General features: G+C 62.3%; 26 protein-coding genes. 17 read left to right on the top strand and 9 right to left on the bottom strand.

Going from position 1 to position 23,969, the window contains the following annotated elements; translation table 11 throughout:
• Nucleotides 1–194: 194 nt before the first annotated feature.
• Nucleotides 195–1,118, top strand: coding sequence for a histone deacetylase family protein (locus tag M0D66_RS06220; RefSeq protein WP_266209495.1), 924 nt, complete (start codon nucleotides 195–197; stop codon nucleotides 1,116–1,118).
• 61 nt (nucleotides 1,119–1,179) lie between these two features.
• On the top strand, nucleotides 1,180–1,980 hold the full coding sequence (locus M0D66_RS06225) for an enoyl-CoA hydratase (RefSeq protein WP_200618165.1): 801 nt from the start codon (nucleotides 1,180–1,182) through the stop codon (nucleotides 1,978–1,980).
• 77 nt (nucleotides 1,981–2,057) lie between these two features.
• Here the strand turns inward: M0D66_RS06225 and M0D66_RS06230 are convergent, their stop codons facing one another.
• Nucleotides 2,058–2,960, bottom strand: coding sequence for an alpha/beta hydrolase (locus M0D66_RS06230; RefSeq protein ID WP_266209497.1), 903 nt, complete (start codon nucleotides 2,958–2,960; stop codon nucleotides 2,058–2,060).
• A 251-nt stretch (nucleotides 2,961–3,211) separates the two neighbouring features.
• On the opposite strand from M0D66_RS06230, the gene M0D66_RS06235 reads away from it, so the two are divergent.
• From M0D66_RS06235 to M0D66_RS06260, 6 genes are all read left to right on the top strand, one after another.
• Nucleotides 3,212–4,246 carry a methionine ABC transporter ATP-binding protein gene (locus M0D66_RS06235; RefSeq protein ID WP_054037202.1) on the top strand — a complete coding sequence of 345 codons (1,035 nt, stop codon included), beginning with the start codon at nucleotides 3,212–3,214 and terminating at the stop codon, nucleotides 4,244–4,246.
• The gene (locus M0D66_RS06240) at nucleotides 4,236–4,889 is read left to right on the top strand and encodes a methionine ABC transporter permease (protein ID WP_054037200.1); all 654 of its coding nucleotides are present in this window, start codon (nucleotides 4,236–4,238) and stop codon (nucleotides 4,887–4,889) included. Before M0D66_RS06235 ends, M0D66_RS06240 begins: the two co-directional genes overlap by 11 nt.
• Before the next feature lie 33 nt (nucleotides 4,890–4,922).
• The gene (locus M0D66_RS06245) at nucleotides 4,923–5,723 is read left to right on the top strand and encodes a MetQ/NlpA family ABC transporter substrate-binding protein (RefSeq protein WP_266209498.1); all 801 of its coding nucleotides are present in this window, start codon (nucleotides 4,923–4,925) and stop codon (nucleotides 5,721–5,723) included.
• Between the two features lie 249 nt (nucleotides 5,724–5,972).
• Nucleotides 5,973–6,722 (top strand): electron transfer flavoprotein subunit beta/FixA family protein, encoded by a 750-nt coding sequence (locus tag M0D66_RS06250; RefSeq protein ID WP_172316903.1) that lies wholly within the window; start codon nucleotides 5,973–5,975, stop codon nucleotides 6,720–6,722.
• A gap of 13 nt (nucleotides 6,723–6,735) precedes the next feature.
• Nucleotides 6,736–7,671, top strand: coding sequence for an electron transfer flavoprotein subunit alpha/FixB family protein (locus M0D66_RS06255; RefSeq protein ID WP_093640641.1), 936 nt, complete (start codon nucleotides 6,736–6,738; stop codon nucleotides 7,669–7,671).
• 103 nt (nucleotides 7,672–7,774) lie between these two features.
• Complete coding sequence (locus M0D66_RS06260; protein WP_266209499.1) at nucleotides 7,775–9,565, top strand: acyl-CoA dehydrogenase; 1,791 nt, start codon at nucleotides 7,775–7,777, stop codon at nucleotides 9,563–9,565.
• A 147-nt stretch (nucleotides 9,566–9,712) separates the two neighbouring features.
• Here M0D66_RS06260 and M0D66_RS06265 read toward each other — a convergent pair whose 3' ends face one another.
• Nucleotides 9,713–10,999, bottom strand: coding sequence for a D-amino acid dehydrogenase (locus tag M0D66_RS06265; RefSeq protein ID WP_200623000.1), 1,287 nt, complete (start codon nucleotides 10,997–10,999; stop codon nucleotides 9,713–9,715).
• Nucleotides 11,000–11,168: 169 nt separating this feature from the next.
• Between M0D66_RS06265 and M0D66_RS06270 the strand changes: the two genes are divergently transcribed.
• Both M0D66_RS06270 and M0D66_RS06275 read left to right on the top strand, forming a co-directional pair.
• Nucleotides 11,169–11,657 carry an Lrp/AsnC ligand binding domain-containing protein gene (locus M0D66_RS06270; RefSeq protein WP_054036112.1) on the top strand — a complete coding sequence of 163 codons (489 nt, stop codon included), beginning with the start codon at nucleotides 11,169–11,171 and terminating at the stop codon, nucleotides 11,655–11,657.
• A 99-nt stretch (nucleotides 11,658–11,756) separates the two neighbouring features.
• Nucleotides 11,757–12,902 carry a PA0069 family radical SAM protein gene (locus tag M0D66_RS06275; protein WP_200653469.1) on the top strand — a complete coding sequence of 382 codons (1,146 nt, stop codon included), beginning with the start codon at nucleotides 11,757–11,759 and terminating at the stop codon, nucleotides 12,900–12,902.
• 16 nt (nucleotides 12,903–12,918) lie between these two features.
• Here the strand turns inward: M0D66_RS06275 and M0D66_RS06280 are convergent, their stop codons facing one another.
• Both M0D66_RS06280 and M0D66_RS06285 read right to left on the bottom strand, forming a co-directional pair.
• A complete protein-coding gene (locus M0D66_RS06280) occupies nucleotides 12,919–13,386 on the bottom strand; it encodes an NINE protein (RefSeq protein WP_093640629.1) in 468 nt (155 codons plus the stop codon).
• Nucleotides 13,387–13,479: 93 nt separating this feature from the next.
• Nucleotides 13,480–14,577, bottom strand: a complete 1,098-nt coding sequence (locus tag M0D66_RS06285; protein ID WP_266210425.1) for a sorbosone dehydrogenase family protein — start codon at nucleotides 14,575–14,577, stop codon at nucleotides 13,480–13,482.
• A gap of 283 nt (nucleotides 14,578–14,860) precedes the next feature.
• On the opposite strand from M0D66_RS06285, the gene rpsP reads away from it, so the two are divergent.
• The 6 genes from rpsP (at nucleotide 14,861) to M0D66_RS06315 (ending at nucleotide 19,158) form a co-directional block, all read left to right on the top strand.
• Nucleotides 14,861–15,115, top strand: a complete 255-nt coding sequence (gene rpsP / locus M0D66_RS06290; RefSeq protein ID WP_006476550.1) for a 30S ribosomal protein S16 — start codon at nucleotides 14,861–14,863, stop codon at nucleotides 15,113–15,115.
• Between the two features lie 117 nt (nucleotides 15,116–15,232).
• A complete protein-coding gene (gene rimM, locus M0D66_RS06295; protein ID WP_200564642.1) occupies nucleotides 15,233–15,967 on the top strand; it encodes a ribosome maturation factor RimM in 735 nt (244 codons plus the stop codon).
• 24 nt (nucleotides 15,968–15,991) lie between these two features.
• On the top strand, nucleotides 15,992–16,759 hold the full coding sequence (trmD, locus tag M0D66_RS06300; protein WP_266209500.1) for a tRNA (guanosine(37)-N1)-methyltransferase TrmD: 768 nt from the start codon (nucleotides 15,992–15,994) through the stop codon (nucleotides 16,757–16,759).
• A 145-nt stretch (nucleotides 16,760–16,904) separates the two neighbouring features.
• On the top strand, nucleotides 16,905–17,294 hold the full coding sequence (rplS, locus tag M0D66_RS06305; RefSeq protein WP_012433948.1) for a 50S ribosomal protein L19: 390 nt from the start codon (nucleotides 16,905–16,907) through the stop codon (nucleotides 17,292–17,294).
• A 93-nt stretch (nucleotides 17,295–17,387) separates the two neighbouring features.
• Complete coding sequence (locus M0D66_RS06310) at nucleotides 17,388–18,104, top strand: CoA pyrophosphatase (RefSeq protein ID WP_266209501.1); 717 nt, start codon at nucleotides 17,388–17,390, stop codon at nucleotides 18,102–18,104.
• A 115-nt stretch (nucleotides 18,105–18,219) separates the two neighbouring features.
• Nucleotides 18,220–19,158, top strand: a complete 939-nt coding sequence (locus M0D66_RS06315) for a CobD/CbiB family protein (RefSeq protein ID WP_093640616.1) — start codon at nucleotides 18,220–18,222, stop codon at nucleotides 19,156–19,158.
• A gap of 124 nt (nucleotides 19,159–19,282) precedes the next feature.
• Here the strand turns inward: M0D66_RS06315 and M0D66_RS06320 are convergent, their stop codons facing one another.
• From M0D66_RS06320 to M0D66_RS06330, 3 genes are read right to left on the bottom strand one after another with little or no spacing between them, the layout of a single operon-like run.
• A complete protein-coding gene (locus tag M0D66_RS06320) occupies nucleotides 19,283–19,603 on the bottom strand; it encodes a DUF2007 domain-containing protein (RefSeq protein WP_093640613.1) in 321 nt (106 codons plus the stop codon).
• Nucleotides 19,604–19,633: 30 nt separating this feature from the next.
• The gene (rsgA, locus tag M0D66_RS06325) at nucleotides 19,634–20,575 is read right to left on the bottom strand and encodes a ribosome small subunit-dependent GTPase A (protein ID WP_211702197.1); all 942 of its coding nucleotides are present in this window, start codon (nucleotides 20,573–20,575) and stop codon (nucleotides 19,634–19,636) included.
• Entirely contained in the window at nucleotides 20,572–21,831 is a 1,260-nt protein-coding gene (locus tag M0D66_RS06330; RefSeq protein WP_266209502.1) for a M48 family metallopeptidase, read from the bottom strand. Before M0D66_RS06330 ends, rsgA begins: the two co-directional genes overlap by 4 nt.
• A gap of 159 nt (nucleotides 21,832–21,990) precedes the next feature.
• On the opposite strand from M0D66_RS06330, the gene orn reads away from it, so the two are divergent.
• Complete coding sequence (gene orn / locus M0D66_RS06335; protein WP_266209504.1) at nucleotides 21,991–22,599, top strand: oligoribonuclease; 609 nt, start codon at nucleotides 21,991–21,993, stop codon at nucleotides 22,597–22,599.
• A gap of 65 nt (nucleotides 22,600–22,664) precedes the next feature.
• Here the strand turns inward: orn and mog are convergent, their stop codons facing one another.
• Nucleotides 22,665–23,321, bottom strand: coding sequence for a molybdopterin adenylyltransferase (gene mog / locus M0D66_RS06340; RefSeq protein ID WP_266209506.1), 657 nt, complete (start codon nucleotides 23,319–23,321; stop codon nucleotides 22,665–22,667).
• Nucleotides 23,302–23,913, bottom strand: coding sequence for a ribosome biogenesis factor YjgA (yjgA, locus tag M0D66_RS06345; RefSeq protein WP_093640688.1), 612 nt, complete (start codon nucleotides 23,911–23,913; stop codon nucleotides 23,302–23,304). Before yjgA ends, mog begins: the two co-directional genes overlap by 20 nt.
• Between the last annotated feature and the right edge of the window lie 56 nt (nucleotides 23,914–23,969).

A 23,969-nucleotide genomic window follows, 5' to 3' on the forward strand; every position in this document is an offset into this window, starting at 1 on the left:
CTAGGGGCGCAGTGCGAAAGAGACAGGGGGGAACGGACAGGGCAGTATACCCGACGCTTTCTGCAAAACTGTGCCTGGCGCGTCACAGTCGCATGGTGTGGTAACTTGGCAAATGTTGGCGCGCCCAGTGTGTGCGCCCATGGACGGAGACACGCCGCGCGCGCCTTGAAAGCGCCGCGCCGCAGACGAGAATCATGGCAACAGGCTTCTATTCCCACGCCGATTGTTTGCTGCACGATATGGGGCAATGGCATCCCGAATGCCCGGCGCGCCTGCAGGCAATCGAAGACCAACTGATCGCGAGCCGCATCGACTCGCTGATCGAGCGCGAGTCGCCGCCGCTCGCCGATGACGCCGCGCTGTTGCGCGTGCATACGCAAGCCCACGTCGATTACATCCGCAGCCGGTCGCCGGTTGAAGGTCTTGCCGAAATCGATCCCGACACGTCGATGAACCCGTACACCTTGCAGGCCGCGTTGCGCGCGGCCGGCGCCGCGGTGGCCGCGACCGACGCCGTGATCGAAGGCCGCTACGACAACGCGTTCTGCAGCGTGCGCCCGCCTGGCCACCATGCGGAGCCGGCGCGTGCAATGGGCTTCTGCTTCTTCAACAACGTCGCGATCGCCGCGCGTCATGCACTTGAAGTGCACGGCATGCAGCGTGTGGCGATCATCGATTTCGACGTCCATCACGGTAACGGCACCGAAGCCGCCTTTTCAGGCGATTCGCGCGTGCTGATGTGCAGCATCTTCCAGCACCCGTTCTATCCGTTCAGCGGCGCCGACAATCAGGCGCCCAACATGTGCAATGTGCCGATGCCGGCGCGCTCGAAAGGCATGGCAGTGCGCGAGGCGGTCGACATGATGTGGCTGCCGCGTCTGCATGAATTCAAGCCGGAGATGATCTTCATCTCGGCCGGCTTCGATGCGCATCGCGAGGACGATCTCGGCAACATGGGTCTCGTCGAAGACGATTACGCTTGGATCACCGATCAGATGCGCGAGATCGCGAAGCGCTATGCGCAGGGACGGATCGTCAGCTGTCTCGAGGGCGGGTACAACCTGTCGGCATTGGGGCGCAGCGTGGTGGCGCACGTGCGCTCCCTGGCCGGAATCTGAGTTGTCACGCGACAGAATGCACTAACGTCGCGAAATGCAGGAATTCAACGAGGAGCGAGCCATGAATGCCGAGGTGCGCAGTGCGTCGCTGGTCGACATCGAACACGACGCCTACGGCGTGCCGGGCGTCGTCCGTTTGACGATGAACCGGCCCGATGCCTTCAACGCGCTTTCCGAGGCTCTGCTCGACGCGTTGCAGTCGGCGCTGACGGCGCTGGCGGAGTCCGACGCGCGGGTGGTGGTGATCTCAGGCGCGGGCCGCGCGTTCTGCGCGGGACACGATCTGAAGGAAATGCGCGCGGAGCCGTCGTTGGCTTACTACCAGGCGTTGTTCGCGCGCTGCACGAAACTGATGCTGACGATCCAGCGCTTGCCGCAACCGGTGATCGCCCGCGTGCACGGCATCGCCACGGCGGCCGGCTGCCAGCTGGTCGCGATGTGCGATCTGGCAGTTGCTGCCGACACCGCGCGCTTTGCCGTCTCGGGCGTCAACCTGGGTCTTTTCTGCGCGACGCCTTCGGTGCCGCTGTCGCGCAATCTGTCGCGCAAGGCGGCGCTCGAAATGCTGCTCACCGGCGATTTCATCGACGCTCTCCAGGCGAAGCAGCAGGGACTCGTGAATCGCATTGCGCCGGCCGACGCGCTCGATGCAGAGGTCGCGCGGCTCGCGAAGAGCATCTGCGCGAAACCCGTCGAAGCGGTGAGCGCCGGCAAGGGCCTGTTTTATCGCCAGCTCGAAATGGGGATCGAAGCCGCGTACCAGTTAGCCGGCCAAACCATGGCCTGCAACATGATGGACGACTCCGCGCTCGAAGGCGTGCAGGCGTTCATCGACAAACGACCACCCGACTGGAAGCGCTAGCCAAGCCGTTTCTGGCGGCGGGCCGGGTTTAGTACTCGTGTGTGCGGAAGCCCGAACTTCTGCAAGCCGTTCGGCGCTCAGACTTTAGGCAGCCGTTTCTCGATCCAGTCGATCAGCGCGCCAATCACCCGATCCCGGTCGAGATCGTTCATCGTCTCGTGATAGCTGTCTTCGTGCATCGTGAGCGTCTTGTCGGGCGATCCTGCGTGCGCGCCGAAATCGCGGCTGCCTTCGGGCTCGGTGAGCTTGTCGGCGGTGCCGTGATACACCAGCAGCGGTACGCGCAGGCCCGCACGGCCGCGTTCGATGCGCGCCATCGCCTGCAACAACTCCGCGCCTGTGCGCGCGGGAATCGCGCCGTGATGAACCAGCGGGTCATTGCGATTGGCGTTCACCACGGGCTGAAGGCGCGACAGCAAAGCCGCGTCGATTTTCATCGCCGGGAAGGTCGGCCAGATGCGGCTGATCACCTGGCTTACCTTGAGCATCCAGCGCGGCACATCGCGGCCGGGCGCGAGCGCGGGGCTCGACAGGATCAGACCGCTCAACCGACGCCCGCTTGCCTCGAGCCGTTCGATTGCGTAAAGCGCCGCAACAGCGCCGCCCATGCTGTGGCCCATCAGGAACAGCGGAGCGCAACTGGTCGCCGCTTCATCGAGCAAGGCCTGAGTATCGAGCAGATAGTCGTCGAACCGGTCGACCCACACGCGTTTGCCCGGCGCATGCCCATGTCCGCGCAAATCGATAGCGACGAGTTCGATGCCGGCCGAGTTCAGCCGATCCGCCAATGCCGCATAACGCCCGGCGTGCTCCGCGAGCCCGTGTACCAGCGCGACCGTGCCGCGCAGCGGCGTCGTAGCGGGCCAGCGATACAACGGCAGTTCGACGCCGTCGCTCGTCGTGACCGTGGAGCGCAGCGCGGGGGCGCCTTTCGGGGCGTTCGCTGCGGGACGCACATTGCCGGATCGGGTTGTTTCCATGTCTGCCGTTTATCCTGGATGGGTCCTGATTTCGATTTGCCCGATCATAGTCGCAGCGGGCGCGCACGCGCGAGCATCTCGCGCCGGGCACGCCTCTAATGCTCTGTGGTTATGAAAAGATCGAAATTGATTATTAAAGGGAATGACGACGCTGCGGTAGAATTGCGGCCTCAAATCCCAATAAAAGCAACGGCGGCCGCTTGTCGGGAGCGCACAACGCTCGTTGGCAAACTCGGCCGTTTCGTTTTTCCATGATCGAAATACGCAATATCTCTCAGCGGTTCGCCGGACCCCGGGGCTGGGTCGAAGCGCTGCACAACGTCAATCTGTCGATTCCGGCGGGTGAGGTGTTCGGCATCATCGGCCGCAGCGGCGCGGGCAAGAGTACGCTCGTGCGCACCATCAATCTGCTGACGCGTCCGAGTGAAGGCAATATCGTCGTCAACGGCCGTGATCTGACGACGCTGCCCGCCGCGCAATTGCGCGAGGCGCGTCGCGAAATCGGCATGATCTTCCAGCACTTCAACCTGCTGTCGTCGCGCACGGTGTACGAGAACGTGGCGTTGCCGCTCGAACTCGCCGGCATGAAGCGCGACGAGATCGAGGCGAACGTGTTGCCGCTGCTCGAACTGGTCGGCTTGTCGGCGCAGAAGGATCGTTATCCGGCGCAGATCAGCGGTGGGCAGAAGCAGCGTGTGGGTATCGCGCGCGCGTTGGCGAGCAAGCCGAAGGTACTGCTCTCCGATGAAGCGACGTCGGCGCTCGACCCGGAAACCACGCGCTCGATCCTCGATTTGCTCAAGCGTATCAATCGCGAACTCAACCTGACGATCGTGCTGATCACGCACCAGATGGACGTGATCAAGCAGGTCTGCGACCGCGTCGCGGTGCTGGATGCCGGCCGTGTGGTCGAAGAGGGTAAGGTCATCGACGTGTTCCTGCAACCGCATCATGAAGTGACGCGCGCGCTGATCGGCGATGTGATTGCGCAGGAACTGCCGCCCGCCATGAAGGCGCGCGTGGCCGAACGCCTGAAGACCGGCAGCGGTCATTTGCTGCGCCTCGCGTTCACCGGTTCGGGTGTCGATCAGCCGATCCTGTCGGAAACGATTCGCCGCTACGAACTCGACTTCAACATCCTGCACGGCCAGATCGACGAGATCCAGGGGCAGGCGTTCGGCTCGCTCGCGGTGCTCGCGGGTGGCGAACCGGGGAAGGTCGCACAGGCGCTGACCTATCTGCGCGAACAGGGTGTGGTGGTAGAGGAGCTGTCGTATGTTGAGTGAAATGTTCGATATGTTCGTCCAGTCGTTCTGGGAAACGCTTGTGATGGTGGGCATCTCCGGACTGGTCGGCGCGGCGGTCGGTTTGCCGCTCGGCGTGCTGCTGTATCTGACGGACCGTCAGGGCGTCTTGCAGAACATCGCCGTGAATCGCGTGATGGGCGTGATCGTCAATGCCGTGCGTTCCACGCCGTTCATCATCTTGCTGGTCGCCGTGATTCCGTTCACGCGTCTCGTGGTGGGTTCGTCGATCGGTACGGCTGCGGCCGTGGTGCCGCTGACGATCGCCGCGGCGCCGTTCATTGCGCGCCTGGTCGAAACCGCGCTGCGTGAGGTTGACCGCGGCCTGATCGAAGCCGCGCAGGCAATGGGTGCAACCACCAGTCAGATCGTCTTCAAGGTGCTGTTGCCGGAATCGCTGCCGGGCGTGGTCGCCGGTTTGACGATCACGTTTGTCTCGCTGGTCGGCTATTCGGCGATGGCCGGTGCGATCGGCGGCGGTGGGCTCGGCGATCTGGGCATTCGTTACGGGTATCAGCGTTTCTTGCCGGAAGTGATGGTGACGGTCGTGGTGATCCTGATCGTCTTCGTGCAACTGGTGCAGTCGTTCGGGGATTGGCTCGTGCGTCGTTTGAGCCATAAGTAAACAACAGAATCGATAGGTTCGGAAAGGTCCATCATGCAACGTCGTTTCATTCTCAAACTGGCCGCCACACTCGGCGCCGCGTCGCTGTTCGCTGCCGCCACCGTGGCTCACGCTGACGACACGATCAAGGTCGGTGTCACCGGCGGTCCGCACGCGCAGATCATGGAAGTCGTGAAGACGGTCGCAGCAAAGAACGGTCTGAACATCAAGATTGTCGAGTTCTCCGACTACGTGCAGCCGAATGCGGCGCTCGCCGGCGGCGACCTGGACGCGAACAGCTACCAGCATGACCCGTACTTGCAGGCCCAGGTGAAAGACCGCGGCTACAAGCTGATCCGCGTCGCCGATACCGTCACGTACCCGATGGGCATCTATTCGAAGAAGGTGAAGACGCTGGCTGAATTGCAGCCGGGCGCGAAGATCGCAGTGCCGAACGATCCGACCAATGGCGGCCGGGCACTCCTGTTGCTGCAGAAGCAGGGTCTGCTGAAGCTGCGCCCGGACGCGGGCCTCAAGGCGACGCCGCTCGATATCGTCGACAACCCGAAGAAGCTGAAGATCGTCGAGCTCGACGCCGCGCAGATCCCGCGATCGCTGAACGACGTGGATGCCGCCGCGATCAATACGAACTTTGCGATGGAAGCGGGTTTGAAGCCCAAGCAGGACGCCATTGCGATCGAAGACCCGAAGGGTCCGTACGTGAACATCATCGCAATCCGCGAAGCTGACAAGGGCAAGCCGTGGGTTGCGAAGCTGGTCGCGGCGTATCATTCGCCGGAAGTGAAGCAGTTTGTCGAAAGCAAGTTTGGTGGGGCGGTGATCACCGCCTGGTGAGTTGGCGGCCGGTTTATCGGCCGTTTCGCCTGACAAGACACGACGGCAATGCAAAATTAGAGTCGTAAGTCTTAACCCGGGGTTGTCTCCCGGGTTTTTTCGAGATTAAAATAGAACGATCGTTCGTTATTGCCGTCACGCCGCTGAGGAGCGATATCCTTCTGCTAGAGCGCCCGCGACCAGGCTGCCATGAGGGCAGTCGCTATAATGTCCGTTGGGTTGACGTATTCGTAACTTTGGAGCGTGTGCATGAAAATCCTGGTGCCAGTCAAGAGAGTGGTCGACTACAACGTGAAAGTCCGGGTGAAATCGGACGGCACGGGCGTCGACATCGCGAACGTGAAGATGTCGATGAATCCGTTCGACGAAATCGCGGTTGAAGAAGCCGTTCGTCTGCGCGAAGCGGGCGTGGCGACCGAAGTGATCGCCGTGTCGGCGGGTGTCACGCAAGCGCAGGAAACGCTGCGCACGGCGCTGGCAATCGGCGCGGACCGCGCGATCCTGATCGAGTCGGGCGAAGACCTGCAGCCGCTGGCAGTCGCCAAGCTGCTCAAGGCGCTGGTCGACAAGGAACAGCCGCAGCTGGTGATCCTCGGCAAGCAGGCCATCGACGACGATTCGAACCAGACCGGCCAGATGCTGGCTGCACTGGCGAACCTGCCGCAAGCTACGTTTGCCTCGAAGGTTGTCGTCGCTGACGGCAAGGCTACGGTGTCGCGCGAAGTCGACGGTGGCGCGGAAACGCTGTCGCTGAGCCTGCCGGCCGTGATCACCACCGACCTGCGCCTGAACGAGCCGCGCTACGTCACATTGCCGAACATCATGAAGGCGAAGAAGAAGCCGCTGGAAGTCATCAAGCCGGAAGACCTCGGTGTTGATGTGACGCCGCGCCTGAAGACGCTGAAAGTCGTTGAGCCGCCGAAGCGCTCCGCCGGTGTGAAGGTGCCGGATGTGAAGACGCTGGTCGAGAAGCTGAAGACCGAAGCCAAGGTGCTGTGAGGAGACGGACGAAATGACGAATCTGGTAATTGCTGAACACGACAACGCGTCGATCAAGGCCGCGACGCTGAACACGATTGCAGCCGCGCAGAAGATTGGTGGCGATATTCACGTGCTGGTGGCAGGGCACAACGCACAGGCTGCGGCGGATGCGGCAGCGAAGATTGCAGGTGTTTCGAAGGTGTTGCTGGCTGACGCCGCGCAACTCGAAGCGGGTCTGGCGGAAAACGTCCAGGCAACCGTGATGAACATCGCGAAGGACTACACGCACATCCTCACGCCGGCGACCGCCTACGGCAAGAACATCGCACCGCGCATCGCCGCGAAGCTCGACGTCGCGCAGATCAGCGACATCACCGCAGTGGACAGCGCCGATACGTTCGAGCGCCCGATCTATGCAGGCAACGCGATCGCCACGGTTCAATCTCAAGACCCGATCAAAGTCATCACAGTCCGCACGACCGGCTTTGACCCGGTTGCAGCAGAAGGCGGCAGCGCAACGGTCGAGAAGATCGAAGCGGCAGCCGACACGGGCCTGTCGCAGTTCGTGAGCCGTGAAGTGACGAAGCTGGATCGTCCGGAACTGACCTCGGCGAAGATCATCGTCTCGGGTGGCCGTGGTCTGGGCAATGGCGAGAACTACACCAAGGTTCTGGAGCCGCTGGCGGACAAGCTGAACGCAGCGCTGGGCGCATCGCGCGCGGCCGTCGATGCGGGCTTCGTGCCGAACGACTATCAGGTCGGCCAGACGGGCAAGATCGTTGCGCCGCAACTGTACGTCGCAGTGGGTATCTCGGGTGCGATCCAGCATCTGGCCGGCATGAAGGACTCGAAGGTCATCGTGGCGATCAACAAGGACCCGGAAGCGCCGATTTTTAGCGTCGCCGATTACGGTCTGGTGGGCGACCTGTTCACGGTCGTGCCGGAACTCGTTAGCGAGCTCGGCTAACAGCCACAGCGCCATGTAAAAGGCGTCTGGCAGCACACAAAGGGCGTGGGACCTATCAAGTCCGGCGCCCTTTTTCATATCGACAGGCAGGAGGAGAACTGAAATGAGCTATACGGCGCCCATCAAGGACATGCTGTTCGTGATGAAAGAACTGGCCGATCTCGAAGATATCGCGACGCTGCCAGGCTTCGAAGATGCGAACCTCGACACGGCGCAAGCCGTGCTCGACGAATCGGCGAAACTGTGCGGCGAAGTGCTGGCGCCGCTGAACGTGGAAGGCGATCGCAATCCGAGCAGCTGGAAAGACGGCGTGGTCACCGCAACGCCCGGTTTCAAGGACGCATTCCGCCAGTTCGGCGAAGGCGGCTGGCAAGGCGTGCAACATCCGGTTGACTACGAAGGCCAGGGCCTGCCCAAGCTGATCGCCACAGCCTGTATCGAGATGCTGAACGCGTCGAACCTGTCGTTCGCGCTGTGCCCGCTGCTCACGGACGGCGCCATCGAGGCGCTGCTCACGGCGGGCAGCGAAGAGCAGAAGCAAACGTACGTGCCCAAGCTGATTTCCGGCGAGTGGACCGGCACGATGAACCTGACCGAGCCGCAGGCCGGCTCCGATCTCGCGCTGGTGCGCACGCGCGCCGAGCCGCAGGGCGATGGTTCGTTCAAGCTGTTCGGCACCAAGATTTTCATCACGTGGGGCGAGCACGATATGGCGAAGAACATCGCCCATCTCGTGCTGGCGCGCACGCCGAATGCACCGGAAGGCGTGAAGGGCATTTCGCTGTTCATCGTGCCGAAGTTTCTTATCAACGAAGACGGCTCGCTCGGCGATCGCAACGACGTGCATTGCGTGTCGATCGAGCACAAGCTCGGCATCAAGGCGAGCCCGACCGCGGTGCTGCAATTCGGCGATCACGGCGGCGCAATCGGTCATCTGATCGGCGAAGAAAATCGCGGCCTCGAGTACATGTTCATCATGATGAACGCAGCGCGTTTCGCGGTGGGCATGCAAGGTGTTGCCGTGTCGGACCGTGCGTATCAGCAAGCGGTGGCGTATGCGAAGGATCGCGTGCAAAGCCGGCCGGTGGATGGCTCCGCGAAACAATCCGTGGCGATCATTCAGCACCCGGACGTGCGCCGCATGCTCGCCACGATGCGTGGTCTCACCGAAGCGTCGCGCGCGTTGGCGTATGTCGCCGCGGCTCACTGCGATATCGCGCATCGTCATCCCGACGAAGCAAAACGTGCTGAGCATCAAGCGATCTACGAATACCTCGTGCCGATCGTGAAGGGCTGGAGCACGGAGCTGTCGATTGACGTGACGAGCCTCGGCGTGCAGGTGCATGGCGGCATGGGTTTCATTGAAGAAACCGGCGCCGCGCAGTACTACCGCGACGCGCGCATCCTGCCGATCTACGAAGGGACGACCGCGATTCAGGCCAACGACCTGATCGGCCGCAAGACCGTGCGCGACGGCGGCAAGGTGGCGAAGGCGCTGCTGGCCGGCGTGGCTGAAACGATCGAAGCGCTTGGCGCACAGCAAGGCGCTGCGTTCGAATCGATGAAGAAGTATCTGACCCAGGGTCATCGCTCGCTCGCCGCGGCGGTTGATTTCGTTGTCACTAATACGAAGAGTGATCCGAACGCGGTGTTCGCCGGCAGCGTGCCGTACCTGAAGCTGGCGGGCATTGTTCTGGGCGGCTGGCAGATGGCGCGTGCGTTGCTCGTGGCCGCCGAAAAGCGCGCTGAAGATCCGTCGTTCTATGGCGCGAAGATCGCAACCGCGCAGTTTTATGCTGAGCATGTGCTGCCGCTGGCTTCGGCGTTGGAAGCTTCGATCGTCAGCGCGAAGGGTGGAGAGAGTGTGCTGGCGTTGTCGGACGATCAGTTCTGATGTTGCCTTTCTGTCGAGCCAGGTAGCGAAGGCTCGCGCGTAAAAAACAAACGGCGCCTTATTCAAGGCGCCGTTTGTTTTGTCAGACCGGTTTGTCTGCGATGACGAACCGGCGTAACCGCTCGCGAAGCGTTAAAACATTAAACCTTAGGCATAAGCCGGACGATGCGCACCGCCGATCTCGCCGAGATAGCGATGCACCGACAGATCGTCCGCCTTGATGGCCGGTTGCTTGCTCGACATCACGTCGGCCAGCAACTGACCCGAGCCGCACGACATCGTCCAACCCAGCGTGCCGTGACCCGTGTTCAGGAACAGGTTCGGCACAGGGGTGCGGCCGACGATCGGCGTGCCGTCCGGTGTCATCGGGCGCAGACCAGTCCAGAAGGTGGCCTTCGACGTATCGCCGCCGCCCGGGAACAGATCGTTCACGCACAGTTCCAGCGTTTCGCGGCGCGCCTGGCGCAACGATTTGTCAAAGCCGACGATCTCCGCCATGCCGCCGACGCGAATCCGGTCGTCGAAGCGCGTGATCGCGATCTTGTACGTTTCGTCGAGCACGGTCGAAATCGGCGCGGATGCTTCGTTGACGATCGGCGCCGTGATCGAATAACCCTTGAGCGGGTAGACCGGAATCTTCACGAGACCGGACAGGAATTTCGTCGAGTATGAACCGAGCGCGACGACGAACGAATCCGCGCGCACCAGTTCATCGCCGCACTGCACGCCGGCGATGCGGTCGCCCGCCATGGCGAGGGAGTCGATCGGCGTGTTGTAGCGGAATTTGACGCCCAGTTGCTCGGCCATCGCGGCGAGGCGCGTGGTGAACATCTGGCAGTCGCCGGTTTCGTCGCCCGGCAGGCGCAGGCCGCCCGTCAGCTTGTGCGACACCGCGGCGAGCGCCGGTTCAGCTTGCGCGAGTTCGGCCGCCGACAGCAGTTCATACGGCACGTTGGCTTCCTGCAGCACCGCGATGTCTTTCGCGGCGCCGTCGAACTGCTGTTGCGTGCGGAACACCTGCAGCGTGCCGCCGGTGCGGCCTTCGTACTGGATGCCGGTTTCGGCGCGCAGCGCTTGCAAACAATCGCGGCTGTATTCGGCGAGGCGGACCATACGGCCCTTGTTCACCGCATAACGCGCCGACGTGCAGTTCTGCAGCATCTGCCACATCCATTGCAACTGGAATTGGGTGCCGTCCAGGCGAATCGCCAGCGGGGCATGTTTCTGGAACATCCACTTGACGGCCTTCAGCGGCACGCCCGGCGCAGCCCACGGCGACGCGTAGCCCGGCGAGATCTGGCCGGCATTGGCAAAGCTGGTTTCGAGCGCCGGGCCGGCCTCGCGGTCGATGACGGTCACTTCATGGCCGGCGCGCGCGAGGTAATAAGCACTCGTCACTCCGACAACGCCACTGCCCAAAACGACGACTCGCATAGCTGCTCCAGGATGTTCAATAAGAGGTCTGAGGACGGTGCGCTCGTCGATTCGTTTGAATTCATTCGATTAACGAGGTGTAACGCTGTTCGCCCAGTGATAACCGCTATACTATTAACAGTCAGGTAGGTTTTGTTATTGTATTTTCAAGATTTTCAGCAAAAACACCATGCGTACACAGCGCCAACCGATCCGGGCTCTCGACAAACTCGATCACAAGATTCTGCGGCTCCTGCAGCAGGACGGCCGGATGGCGATGAAAGACCTCGCCGAGCAGGTCGGGCTGTCCGTCACGCCGTGCATCGAACGCGTCAAGCGGATGGAGCGCGACGGCGTGATCACTGGCTACCACGCGCGTGTGAACCCGGCTGAGCTGGGCGCGGCGCTGCTTGTATTTGTCGAGATCACGCTCGATCACAAGAGCGGCAACATGTTCGACCAGTTCCGCCGCGAGGTGCAGAAGATCCCCGAAGTGCTGGAGTGCCACCTCGTCTCGGGCGACTTCGACTATCTGATCAAGGCGCGTATCGGCGAAATGGCCGACTACCGGAAGCTGCTGGGGGACATCCTGCTGCAACTGCCCGGCGCGGTGCAGTCGAAGAGCTACGTGGTCATGGAAGAGATCAAGGAAACGCTGACGATTGCGGTTGGCGATTAGCTCGCGCAGGAGTTGTGTAGCTGGGCTCGACAAACGGCGTAAACACTGTATATTTGTACAGGTGTTTTGCGCCGTTTTGCTTTTTTGCGTGCTCCAGCCGTGACCGACTCCGACACCCACTCCGCCAACGAATTTCCGATTGCTCCGCCCACGCCTCGCAAGGGGCGCGGCGCGGTGACGAATCTGCAAGGCCGTTACGAAGTCGACCAGCGTGAAGTGGTGGACGACGGCTGGCTTGCGTCGCCGGAGGAAGACGGTGAACCCAAGGTCTTGCGCACGCAGGTTTTCGAAGAGCGGGCCAAGACCATTCTTACGCGCAACGCTTCGCCGGATATTCCGTTCAGCGTGTCGCTCAATCCGTATAGGGGCTGCGAACATGGGTGCATCTACTGCTTCGCGCGGCCCACGCATAGTTATCTGGGGCTGTCGCCGGGGCTCGACTTCGAAAGCCGTATCTACGCGAAGATTAATGCGCCTGAGTTGCTCGAGCGCGAGTTGTCGAAGAAGTCTTATGTGCCGGAGCCGATCGCGCTTGGCGTCAACACCGACGCCTGGCAACCCGTCGAACGCGATTTGCGCCTTACGCGGCGCGTGGTCGAGGTGCTCAGCGAGCGTGGACAACCGTTCGCGGCGATCACCAAATCGTCGCTGATCGAACGGGATATCGATCTGCTTGCGCCTATGGCGGCGCGCGGGCAGTTCATGGCGGCGATCACCATCACCACGCTGGACGCCGATATCGCGCGCACGCTTGAGCCGCGTGCGGCCACGCCGTCGCGGCGGTTGCGCACGATCCGTACGTTGAGCGAGGCGGGTATTCCGGTTGGCGTCAGCATCGCGCCGGTGATTCCGTTCGTCACCGAGCCGGACATGGAGCGCGTGCTGGAAGCGTGTGCGGAGGCAGGCGCAAGCAATGCGAGCTACATCGTGCTGCGTTTGCCGTGGGAAGTTGCGCCGCTATTCAAGGATTGGCTCGCGGCGCATTTTCCCGATCGGGCTGACCGGGTGATGAGCCGCGTGCGCGATATGCGGGGCGGGAAGGACTATGACTCGAACTTCGCCACTCGAATGAAGGGGGAGGGTTTGTGGGCGGATTTGCTGAAGCAGCGCTTCCACAATGCTGTGCGCCGGCTTGGGTTAAATCGGCGCGACCGCGGCATTCTGGATATGTCGCACTTTCGCCGGGTTGAGCCGGTGCGCGCTGAACCTTCGCCGCACGACAATCCCCAATTGAGGCTGTTTTAGCGCGGCGCGCAGTGGGTCATTGCGACAGTGCTTTGGCGGCCTGAACCTGACCTTCGAAGTAAGTCTGGAACGAGATCGCGAGGCCTGTCATCAGCAGGAACGCGCCGATCAGCAGTGAAAAGATCACGATGAAAATGACGGTCCAGCCAGAGCGGCTTTTGCGCTGGGTTTGTGCGTTGAACTGCGCGTCCCATTTTTCATCCGGACGCAGGCCGTAGACGATCGCGGCCAGAAAAGCGGAGAGCAGCGAAACGGCGCCGAAAAACGCGAGCACCCAGCCGAGCATCGAGGCTCGTTCACTCGCCACCACCAGCATGGCGCCTGGAATCCCGATCAGCGTGCCGAGCAGGTGCGCCCAGCCGTAGATGTCGCGCAAGCCGTACAAATAGAAGCGGTGTGCGCCGATGCTGCCGAAGAAGAAGGCCAGCGCTGCGGTAATCGTCTTGGATCTGAAATGCGAGGAAGTCGAAGCAAGGGTGGACATGTAGGCGAGGGCAGAGTGACAACAGGCTATCGGAAGGAACGGGGCGCCGGTGGGCGGGCCGACGCGCATTCTACGCCCGCGGCACGCATACGGCTAAGGCTGAGGCGCTGAATAGGTCACGCGATAGACCGCGCCGGCGTAGTCGTCGCTGATCAGGAGCGAGCCGTCAGGCATTGGTTGCACGTCGGCGGGGCGACCCCATACCGATTCGCCCGGCTGGAGCCAGCCTTCGGCAAAGACTTCCTGGCGCGTGTTGCTGCCGTCCGGGTTGGTGATCACTCGCACGACACGGTAGCCGACCTTTTTGCTGCGATTCCACGAGCCGTGTTCGGCAATAAAAATATTGTTGCGATACGCGGCCGGGAACATCGAGCCGCTGTAAAAGCGCATGCCGATCGCGGCGACGTGCGCGCCGAGTTTGACAACCGGCGGCGTGAAGGCGCTGCATGGATGATCTTTGCCGAATTCGGGGTCGGGCGTGTCGCCGCCGTGGCAGTACGGAAAGCCGAAATCCATGCCGGCGCGCGGAGCGCGGTTGAGTTTGTCGTCCGGTACGTCGTCGCCCATCAGGTCGCGGCCGTTATCGGTGAACCACAACTCATGCGTCACCGGATGCCACGCAAAGCCGACGGTGTTGCGAATGCCGCGCGCCACGACTTCATAATGGCTGCCGTCCGGGTCCATGCGGCCGATCATCCCAAAGCGGTCGCGGCCCTTCAGGCAGACGTTGCAGGGCGCACCTTGCGGCACGTACAGCTTGCCATCCGGGCCGAAAGCGATGAATTTCCAGCCATGATGGGTCTCCGTCGGCAGTGAGTCGGTGACCACGACCGGCTTGGGCGGATCATTCAGATGGGCGTCGATCGCGTCAAAGCGTAGAATTTTCGACACTGCGGAGACGTACAGCGTTCCATCCCGCCATGCCACGCCTGCCGGCGTTTCCAGGCCGGAGGCGATCACGTGGCGAGCCGTGACGCGCCCATTCTGCAATTCGAGCGCGTAGACGTGACCGTCAAGGCTGCCTATATAAAGAATGCCCTTCGGCGAGAGCGCCATGGCCCGTGCGCTTGGTACGGCGTCCGAGAGGACCTCGATGTGGAAGCCGGGCGGCAGTTTAATGCGCTCGACCGGCAGCGCGGCCAGCACCGGCAGGGCCGTGGCGGCGAGCAACAACGCTGCGCCCGCTCGCAAGGCCTGAACGCGGGCGGCGCGCAAAAAGCCTGTAATCGGCGAAAAGCCGGCAACTCGCCGAAAGACGGCGCATGAAGCGAAAAAAAACGCAGGTGGCGGCAGGAGTTTCACGGGCGTTCCGTCAGGTAATTCGGGCGTTCCGGCGTGTTTCGAGGCCTTGGCCTGTATGGCCGGCACAACCCCGTCGTGCAGTTTATCCCGGTAAGTGTTTGTTATGGCGTCGGTTTCCCGCTATAATCGCGTGTTTCAGTCGTTCCGAACCCCGGTTTTCAAGGATTCTAGTATGGTCATCATCCGCTTGGCTCGTGGCGGCTCCAAGAAGCGCCCGTTCTACAACATCGTCGCAACCGATTCGCGTAACCGTCGTGACGGCCGCTTCATCGAACGCGTTGGTTTCTACAACCCGGTCGCTACGAAGGGTGAGTCGCTGCGTATCGCTCAAGATCGCCTGACGTACTGGCAAGGTGTTGGCGCACAACTGTCGCCGACCGTTCAGCGTCTCGTGAAAGAAGCGCAAAAGGCGCAGCCGGCTGCTTAATGGTAGCTAGCATGCGTATCGTCGTCGGTTCGGCCGGCGGCTCGCGCAGCTTGCGTGAGCAGTCCGATGCGCGAGTTTTGCTGAAGCAGACGTCGAAGTTGGCAGCGAGGTTCTCTTATGTCTGAACGTGATTCCGGCAATTCAGGTCGCGTAAAGGCAAAAGCGGCAGCCCCGCGCGCGAAGACGTCTGGTCAGGCGCCGTTCGGTGCATTCGTCCGCAAGCCGGTCGAAGCGGCCGAAGGGCAGGCGAAAGCCAAAGTTGCAAACGCCGCTTCCAGCGCAGCAGAAATGCGAGCGGAAACGGTGGAAAGCTGGCCGGCCGATGCGGTCGAGGTCGGTGCAATCGTCGACGCTTACGGCCTCAAAGGCTGGGTCAAGGTAGCCGCGCATGCGGATGCCGGCCACGGCGGAGACGCATTGCTAAGCGCGAAGCGCTGGTGGTTGCTGAAAGGCCACGAGCGCAAGTCGGCGCCGTCATTACAGGCAAAAACGCATAGCGACAGTATCGTTGCCCATCTGGGCGGCGTAGCTGACCGCGATGTGGCACTGGCACTGCGCGGCACGCGCGTTTATATTAGCCGCAGCGAATTTCCGGCCCTCGGGGCCGACGAATTCTACTGGGTCGACCTGCTCGGCCTGGATGTGGTGAACGTTGCCGGGGTCCACCTCGGCAAGGTTGCAGACATGATCGACAACGGTGCGCACTCGGTGTTGCGCATCGAATATCCGGATACCGACAAAAGCGGCAAGCCGGTCACCGGCGAGCGTTTGATCCCGTTCGTCGGCGTCTTTGTCAAAACGGTGGATCAGGCGGCGAAGCAGATCATCGTCGACTGGGAAACCGATTACTAAATAACTCGCTGACTGGAGAGAGCGATGCAGTTCGATGTCGTGACGCTCTTTCCTGACATGTTTCGTGCGCTGACCGACTGGGGCATCACCAGCCGTGCGGCGAAGCAGGAGCGCTACGGGTTGCGCACGTGGAATCCACGCGATTTCACTACCGACAACTACCGCACAATCGACGATCGCCCCTACGGCGGCGGCCCCGGCATGGTCATGCTGGCCAAGCCCCTGGAAGACGCGATCGGCGCGGCGAAAGCAGCGCAGGCGGAGCAGGGCATCGGCGCGTCGCGCGTCGTGATGATGTCGCCGCAAGGCGCCACGCTGAATCACGATCGCGTCATGCAGTTCGCGGCTGAGCCCGGTCTGATCCTGTTGTGCGGGCGCTATGAAGCGATCGATCAGCGTTTGCTCGACCGTGTCGTCGACGAAGAGGTCAGCCTCGGCGACTTCGTGCTGTCAGGCGGCGAATTGCCGGCGATGGCGTTGATGGATGCCGTGGTACGTCAGTTGCCCGGCGTGCTGAACGATTCGCAGTCGGCGGTGCAGGACAGTTTCGTCGACGTGCTGCTGGATTGTCCGCATTACACGCGTCCGGAGGAATACGACGGCCTGCGTGTGCCTGATGTGCTGCTTGGCGGCCATCATGCGGAAATCGAAGCGTGGCGTCGGCGTGAAGCCTTGCGCAACACGTTGAACAAACGGCCCGATCTGATCGTGAAGGCCAGAAAGAACAAGATGTTGAGCCGTGCCGACGAGGCATGGCTTACGAGTCTCGCGAAGGAAGTGTCGAAGGCGTAAGGCCTTGGGCTTTCGAGCGGACATAGGCGGTGCCGCGCATGCGTGTACGGCGCCAGATGTGAACCCATCCTCTATCGGGGCCGTAGCCGAGCAGTTTTCTGTGAGGCAGGTACGAACGCCGACAAGATGGACCTAGGAGTCAGTGATGAATCTGATTGCAATACTCGAGCAGGAAGAAATCGGCCGCGCCCTCGGCGAGAAGACCATCCCCGAATTCGCCCCCGGCGATACGGTGATCGTCAGCGTGAACGTGGTTGAAGGTACGCGTAAGCGTGTTCAGGCTTACGAAGGCGTCGTGATCGCCAAGCGTAACCGTGGTCTGAATTCGTCGTTCATCGTCCGCAAGATTTCGTCGGGCGAAGGCGTCGAGCGTACGTTCCAGACGTACTCGCCGCTGCTGGCAAGCATCGTCGTGAAGCGTCGTGGCGATGTGCGTCGTGCGAAGCTGTACTACCTGCGCGACCGTTCGGGCAAGTCGGCTCGGATCAAGGAAAAGCTGGTCGCCAAGAAAGACCGCGCTGCTCCGGAAGCGTAAAAGCTGTAAGAAAAAGCACCCCTCGCGGGTGCTTTTTTGTTTGCCAGGTCAAAATAGCGGAATGTCCCCTAACCGCTCATTCCGAGAGACCCGTTGATCCGCCCCGCCTTTGAGCCTGAAACTCTACCTGTCGAAGCGACGGGTGCCGATCTGCCACCGGTGGTTGCCGGGCGCCTGACGCCGGACGGTCTGCGTGCGCGCTTCGAGCAGCGTCTGAGCTGGACGCCTGAGCCGATTATCGAAGCACCGTGGCGCGATACGCACGTCGATCCGCGCGTTGCCGCCGTGCTGGTGCCGCTGGTCGTGCGCGACAACGGCCTCACCGTCCTCCTGACTCAACGTGCCGACCATCTGAACGACCACGCCGGCCAGGTGAGTTTTCCCGGCGGCCGTCATGAACCGTTCGACGCGGATGCAACCGCCACGGCGTTGCGCGAGGCGCAGGAAGAGGTCGGTCTCGATCCGTCGCGCGTTGAAATTCTCGGTGCGTTGCCCGACTATCTGACGGGCACCGGTTTTCGTGTGACGCCCGTGATCGGTCTGGTGCATCCACCCTTCACGTTGAAAGCGGATGCGCTCGAGGTGGCCGAAGTCTTCGAGGTACCGCTCGCTTTCCTGATGGACCCCGCGCATCACGAAGAGCGCGTGTTTCGTTACGAAGGCGGCCAGCGCCGCTTTTTCGCCATGCCCTATCCGCGGGCCGAGTCGGCGGAAGCTGCGGACCGCGAGGGGCAGGTGGGCGGCCACTATTTCATCTGGGGCGCGACGGCGGCGATGCTGCGCAACTTCTATCGCTTTCTCGCGGCTTGAATCGCCGCGGGTTGTGCACTTGTTGGGTGTTTGTCAACGTCCGTGCTCAGTGGCATCCGACCCTGTGCTATCGTTATAAAACAATCGTAAAAACTCGAAAAGCACGGCGCATCGCATGACTTTTTTCTCCGTATTGCTGGCTCTGATTATTGAACAGGTCCGCGCGCTGTCGCTGAACAATCCGGTGGCGGCATTGCTTCAATACCATGCGGAGTCGGCGGCGCACGGATTCGATGCCGGCAAGCCCAAGCATGGCTTGCTCGCGTGGCTGGTGGTGGTGGTGCCCTGGACGCTGGCCGTCGCGCTCATCTACTACGTGCTTTATCACATTCACTTCGCGCTGGCGTTCCTGTGGAACGTCGCGGTGCTGTACTTTACGCTCGGCTTCCGGCAGTTCAGCCACTACTTCACGGATATCCATCTCGCGTTGAACAACGACGACGTTCCGCGCGCGCGTGAAATCCTGAATGAATGGACCGGGCTCGATACCGTGGATATGCCCGTCAGCGAAATCGTGCGTCATACGCTGATTCACGCGGTGGTCGCCTCGCATCGCCATGTGTTCGGCGTGTTCTTCTGGTTCCTGATTCCGGTCGGACCGGCGGGCGCGGTGCTGTATCGCATCGCCGAGTATCTGGCGCGCACGTGGGCACGGCCGGTCGACGATCGCACCGCGGCGTTTTCGAGCTTCGCGCAACGTGCTTTCTTCGTGATCGACTGGGTGCCGGCGCGGCTCACATCGCTGGGCTTTGCGATTGTCGGCAATTTCGAAGACGCGATTTATGCATGGCGCAATCACGCGCGTCAGTGGCCGGATGCGAACGACGGCGTGTTGCTGGCTGCGGGAAGCGGCGCGTTGGGCGCGCGATTGAGCGGACCGCTTGCCGAACCCTCGAGCCTCGATGCGCTGACCACGGGCGACGGCGGCCCGATGCAAGTCGGCGACGACTGCACGCCGCGTACGCTGCAATCGGCGGTGGGTCTTGTGTGGCGTGCGGTGGTGCTATGGATGATTTTGCTGTTGATGCTGACGATCGCGGTGTGGCTTGCCTGATGCAGCTCGCTTGAATCAGCGCGCAAATAACGCAACGCAGAAAAAAGCCGGGTCATGAGAACCCGGCTTTTTTATTGCCCACGGCACGGCGGTTTTACCGCGCCGCACCTGAGTCTCAACCCCTTCACCCATCCAGCGGATCCCGCGCCGTCCCACACTGCCAACACACCGTGAACTGCGCCTCAAGCGTCTCCCCGCACTGACGGCATCGCCACGAAGGCGACCCCGCAGCCGGGCCATGCGAAGCCGCATCGATCAACCGCCGTGCCATCACCTCATCGCGCTCATCCACAAGCCACAGCTCCGGCGCGCACTGATCCGCCGGAATATCGCCGAGCGCGCCGTTCAGATAGCGGTTGTGCAACTCGCAAGCGATGCCCGCCGTCTCCAGCACATTGACCCAATGCTGTCCGATGATCAGATTCGGCGCGCGCATCAATTTCATCGTGAATCCATGGTTTGACAGCGGCGCGCGTTAGCGCACGATCTGGCTGGCTTCGTGCACCAGTTGTGCATACAGGGCATGCCGTTCGCGCCGGATGCGGCCATCGGCGACCGCTTCGAGAATCGCGCAACCCGGCTCCTGCAAGTGATGGCAGTTGTAGAAGCGGCAGTTCGGCAGCAACGGCCGGAACTCGGGAAACGCGCGTTCGAGCCGGCCTTCGGTCAGATGGTGCAGGCCGAATTCCTGGAAGCCCGGCGAATCGATCAACGCACCTCCGTCGGCGCCAGGCAAAGGGTAGAGCCGCGTGAACGTGGTGGTGTGCCGGCCGCTGTTCAACGCGGTCGAGATCTCGCGCGTCGCGACTTCGGCATCCGGAATCAACAGATTCACCAACGTCGATTTGCCCATGCCGGACTGGCCGAGCAGCAGCGTCGAGTGACCTTGCAGATGCTCGAGCAAAGCGGGGTGCGCGGCGTCAGGCTGCGTCTTGATCGACACTTCGACCACGGTGTAGCCGAGCGCGCGGTACGGCTCGAGCCGCTTACGCGCGCCCTCCAGCGCGCCGGTCACGTCGATTTTGTTCAGCACGATCAACGGCTTCAACTCGTTTGCCTCTGCGGCGACCAGCGCGCGGCCGAGCAGGTCTTCGCTGAAATGCGGCTCGGTTGCGAGCACGATCAGCAACTGGTCGAGATTCGCGGCAAAGAGTTTCGACTTGTACTGATCGGAGCGATACAGCAGATTGCGCCGCTCGCCGATTTCGACGATCACACCCTGATCCGCCGAAGTCGGTTCGTAAATCACGCGGTCGCCAACCGCCACTTCGCTGCGCTTGCCGCGCGGGAAGCATTGAAGCATCGGACTGCCGTCTTCCGGCGCGACCAGGTAGTGTCGCCCATGAGCGGCAATCACCAGGCCGCCTACGCGCGTGCTGGACGGTGCGCGCGGCGCTTTCGGGGAGCGGCCGCTCATGCGTGCCGCAGCAGGCGGTCGATCCGCTGCGACGCCGGCGGATGCGAGTAATAGAACGCGGTGTAGAGCGGATCGGGCGTCAGGGTCGACGCGTTGTCCTCGTACAGCTTGACGAGCGCGTTGACGAGGTCTTGCGCATCGGTTTGCGTCGCGGCGAAGGCATCGGCCTCGAACTCGTGCTTGCGTGAGCTCAAGCTGCCGAGCGGCGTGACGAAGAACAGGAACACCGGCAGCGCGAGGAAGAACAGCACCAGCGCGAGGCCGCTATTGCCGCCGATCAGCGACGGCCGCACGCCCAGCCCTTCATAAAACCACACGCATTGCGTCAGCCAGCCGAGCAGGGCGAGCATGACGAGGCTGATCGCGAACATGACGACCATCCGCTTGATCACGTGACGGCGCTTGAAGTGGCCGAGTTCGTGCGCGAGCACCGCTTCGATCTCGTTGCCCGACAGGCGCGCGAGCAGCGTGTCGAAGAACACGATCCGTTTGGCCGCACCGAAGCCGGTGAAATACGCATTGCCGTGTGCCGAACGGCGGCTGCCGTCCATCACGAACAGGCCCTTGGCGGCGAAACCGCAGCGCTTCATCAACGCTTCGATGCGGCTTTTCAGCGCCTCGTCCTTGAGCGGCTCGAACTTGTTGAAGAGCGGCGCGATAAACGACGGATACAGCACCAGCACGAGCAACTGGAACGCGACCCAGACGATCCACGTCCACAGCCACCACAGGCTGCCCGCCTGGTTCATCAGCCATAGCACGACGAACAGCAGCGGCAGGCCGAACGCCGCGCCGAGCAGGACGCCCTTGAGACGGTCGAGGAAGAAAATACCCTTGCTCATGCGGTTGAAGCCGAAGCGTTGCTCGACCACGAATTGCCGGTAGTACTCGAACGGCAGATCGATCACGCTGGTGATCGCGATCACCGCCGCGACCAGCGCGATCTGACCGGCGTAGCCGCGGCCCAGCCAGTCGGAGATCGCCAGATCGAGCGCCTGCACGCCGCCCAGCAGCGTGAGCCCAATCAGCACTGCCGCGCCGACGACGATCTCGATCATGGTGAGGCGTGTGCGTTCGACGGTGTAGTCGGCGGCGCGCTGGTGCGCGGTGAGCGCGATGGTGCCGGCAAACTGGCTCGGCACCTGCTCGCGATGGCCGGCGACGAAGCGGATCTGCCGCGACGCGAGCCACAGCTTGGTGCCGACCATCGCCACGACGGCGACGACGAACAGAACAGTGAAGTACAGGGTAGGCATCCGGGGATTCCGTGGTATCTATGCGAGAATTATATGTTTCTTCCCGCCTGGCGGCGGGGGGATAAGATCAAACCCGGCTTTAACCAATCTCATACGAACATTCGCCGCGGCAAGCGCGCTTCCGGAGAAGCCGTCTGCGCGGCCATCAGGGCTGCCTTCATGACTGACATCCTCGCCTCCACCGAACAGCCGCCGCTCGTACGCAGCGACATGAATCTCGTCTGGCTGGACATGGAAATGACCGGGCTCGAGCCGGACACCGACCGCATCATCGAAATCGCGGTGGTCGTGACGAATTCGACGCTCGACCGCCTGGTCGAAGGGCCGGTGCTGGCGATTCATCAGAGCGACGAAACGCTCGCCAAAATGGATCAGTGGAACCAGAACACGCATGGCCGCTCGGGGCTGATCGACCGCGTGAAGGCGTCGACGGTGAGCGAAGCCGACGCGACCGAACAGATTCGAGAATTTCTTGGCGCTTATGTTCCGCCGGGCAAATCGCCGATGTGCGGCAACTCGATCTGCCAGGACCGCCGCTTCATGGCGCGCTGGATGCCGGATCTGGAACGCTTCTTCCATTACCGCAATCTCGACGTCAGCACGCTGAAGGAATTGTGTCGCCGCTGGCAGCCGGCGATCTACAAGGGTTTCCAGAAACGCGCCATGCACACGGCGCTGGCCGACATCCATGAATCGATCGACGAGCTGAAGTACTACCGCGAGCACTTCCTGATTCCGAAGGCGCCGGAAGCGCCGGCGGCGGAGTAACGCAGCCGCGGCTGTAGCTGCGGCGGTTGCGCTGTTAGTGGAGTAACGTCGCCGCGGCTTTGAACTCAACCCTGCCGGGGGGCGCGCACCGCGTTCTTCGGCCGGAACGCCTTCACCACGTCGGCGTTCGTTTCCACATACGGGCCGCCGATCAGGTCGATGCAGTAAGGCACCGCGGCGAAAACCCCCGGCACCTTCACGGCGCCGCCCGCGTCCGCGTCACGCAAGCCTTCCAGCGTTTCCTTGATCGACTTCGGCTGCCCCGGCAGGTTGACGATCAGCGCCGCGTGATCCGCGGTTTCGCGGATCACCGCCACCTGGCGCGACAGAATCGCGGTCGGCACGAAATTCAGGCTGATTTGCCGCATCTGCTCGCCGAAACCAGGCATTTCCTTGGTCGCCACCGCCAAAGTCGCTTCTGGCGTCACGTCGCGGCGCGACGGGCCGGTGCCGCCGGTGGTCAGCACCAGATCGCAACCCACTTCATCGACCAGTTCGATCAGCGTGGTGGAAATGGTGGGCGCATCGTCCTGAATCAGGCGCGTGACCACCTGGAACGGCGAGGTCAGGGCGGCGCCGAGCCATTCCTGCAGCGCCGGAATGCCTTTGTCCTCGTAGACGCCCGTCGACGCACGATCGCTGATCGACACGAGGCCGATCACGATTTCGTCCGGATGATTACGGACCAGATTGCGCGTTGCCTTATTCGTCGCGGTCGTCATCGTCGTCTTCCAGCGCGTCTTCTGCATCGGAATCGGTGTCGGCAGACGGGCCGTCGGCGTTCTTGATCCACTGGAACAGCTCGCGGAAGTAGCGCGGCGGCTTGCTTTGCTGCGCTTCCTTGCGGGCGTTGCGGATCAGCGTGCGGCCTTGCTGCGGATCGGCGTTCGGGTGCTGGCGGATGAATTCGGTCAGCGCGGCGTCGTCGGCGAGCAGCTTTTCGCGGGTGCGCTCGATCCAGTGCAGCTTGGCCGTTTCCGCCTTGTTGACGCCGTTATAGGTGTCGAGCGCGGTGCGCAGGGCGGCGGTTTCCTCGTCCAGCAGCGAGCGCATCACGCGCCCGACGTACTGCACCTGGCGGCGCTTGCCTTCGTGATCGGTGATGCGGCGCGCTTCGCGGACGGCGTCGTCGAGCTTTTCGGGCATCGGCATGCGCTTGAGCGCGTCTTTCGGCAGGGCGATCAGCGCCGCGCCCAGTTCCTGCAGCTCGTGCATTTCGCGTTTGAGCTGAGACTTGCTGGGGCGGTCGTAGCCGTTCTCGTCGACTTCCGGCTCGGCGGATTCGATGGGTTGAATGCGGGTTTTGCGTGTCATACCGATATTGTAGCGTGCCGCGCACGCCGGACCCGCCGTGCTGCTGCGCACAAGTG

The sequence above is a fragment of the Paraburkholderia sp. SECH2 genome, assembly GCF_030464795.1.
Taxonomy (GTDB): Bacteria; Pseudomonadota; Gammaproteobacteria; order Burkholderiales; family Burkholderiaceae; genus Paraburkholderia; species Paraburkholderia aspalathi.

What these genes read in the sequence shown, in the direction of transcription:
- M0D66_RS06250 (WP_172316903.1), top strand. Translation starts at nt 5,973, where the DNA reads ATGAAAATCCTGGTGCCAGTCAAGAGAGTGGTCGACTACAACGTGAAA.
- M0D66_RS06230 (WP_266209497.1), bottom strand. Translation starts at nt 2,960, where the DNA reads ATGGAAACAACCCGATCCGGCAATGTGCGTCCCGCAGCGAACGCCCCG.
- M0D66_RS06265 (WP_200623000.1), bottom strand. Translation starts at nt 10,999, where the DNA reads ATGCGAGTCGTCGTTTTGGGCAGTGGCGTTGTCGGAGTGACGAGTGCT.
- rsgA (WP_211702197.1), bottom strand. Translation starts at nt 20,575, where the DNA reads ATGAGCGGCCGCTCCCCGAAAGCGCCGCGCGCACCGTCCAGCACGCGC.
- M0D66_RS06280 (WP_093640629.1), bottom strand. Translation starts at nt 13,386, where the DNA reads ATGTCCACCCTTGCTTCGACTTCCTCGCATTTCAGATCCAAGACGATT.
- M0D66_RS06320 (WP_093640613.1), bottom strand. Translation starts at nt 19,603, where the DNA reads ATGAAATTGATGCGCGCGCCGAATCTGATCATCGGACAGCATTGGGTC.
- M0D66_RS06220 (WP_266209495.1), top strand. Translation starts at nt 195, where the DNA reads ATGGCAACAGGCTTCTATTCCCACGCCGATTGTTTGCTGCACGATATG.
- M0D66_RS06245 (WP_266209498.1), top strand. Translation starts at nt 4,923, where the DNA reads ATGCAACGTCGTTTCATTCTCAAACTGGCCGCCACACTCGGCGCCGCG.
- mog (WP_266209506.1), bottom strand. Translation starts at nt 23,321, where the DNA reads ATGACGACCGCGACGAATAAGGCAACGCGCAATCTGGTCCGTAATCAT.
- M0D66_RS06235 (WP_054037202.1), top strand. Translation starts at nt 3,212, where the DNA reads ATGATCGAAATACGCAATATCTCTCAGCGGTTCGCCGGACCCCGGGGC.
- rpsP (WP_006476550.1), top strand. Translation starts at nt 14,861, where the DNA reads ATGGTCATCATCCGCTTGGCTCGTGGCGGCTCCAAGAAGCGCCCGTTC.
- M0D66_RS06260 (WP_266209499.1), top strand. Translation starts at nt 7,775, where the DNA reads ATGAGCTATACGGCGCCCATCAAGGACATGCTGTTCGTGATGAAAGAA.
- M0D66_RS06225 (WP_200618165.1), top strand. Translation starts at nt 1,180, where the DNA reads ATGAATGCCGAGGTGCGCAGTGCGTCGCTGGTCGACATCGAACACGAC.
- rimM (WP_200564642.1), top strand. Translation starts at nt 15,233, where the DNA reads ATGTCTGAACGTGATTCCGGCAATTCAGGTCGCGTAAAGGCAAAAGCG.
- M0D66_RS06315 (WP_093640616.1), top strand. Translation starts at nt 18,220, where the DNA reads ATGACTTTTTTCTCCGTATTGCTGGCTCTGATTATTGAACAGGTCCGC.
- M0D66_RS06255 (WP_093640641.1), top strand. Translation starts at nt 6,736, where the DNA reads ATGACGAATCTGGTAATTGCTGAACACGACAACGCGTCGATCAAGGCC.
- rplS (WP_012433948.1), top strand. Translation starts at nt 16,905, where the DNA reads ATGAATCTGATTGCAATACTCGAGCAGGAAGAAATCGGCCGCGCCCTC.
- M0D66_RS06240 (WP_054037200.1), top strand. Translation starts at nt 4,236, where the DNA reads ATGTTGAGTGAAATGTTCGATATGTTCGTCCAGTCGTTCTGGGAAACG.
- trmD (WP_266209500.1), top strand. Translation starts at nt 15,992, where the DNA reads ATGCAGTTCGATGTCGTGACGCTCTTTCCTGACATGTTTCGTGCGCTG.
- yjgA (WP_093640688.1), bottom strand. Translation starts at nt 23,913, where the DNA reads ATGACACGCAAAACCCGCATTCAACCCATCGAATCCGCCGAGCCGGAA.
- M0D66_RS06330 (WP_266209502.1), bottom strand. Translation starts at nt 21,831, where the DNA reads ATGCCTACCCTGTACTTCACTGTTCTGTTCGTCGTCGCCGTCGTGGCG.
- orn (WP_266209504.1), top strand. Translation starts at nt 21,991, where the DNA reads ATGACTGACATCCTCGCCTCCACCGAACAGCCGCCGCTCGTACGCAGC.
- M0D66_RS06270 (WP_054036112.1), top strand. Translation starts at nt 11,169, where the DNA reads ATGCGTACACAGCGCCAACCGATCCGGGCTCTCGACAAACTCGATCAC.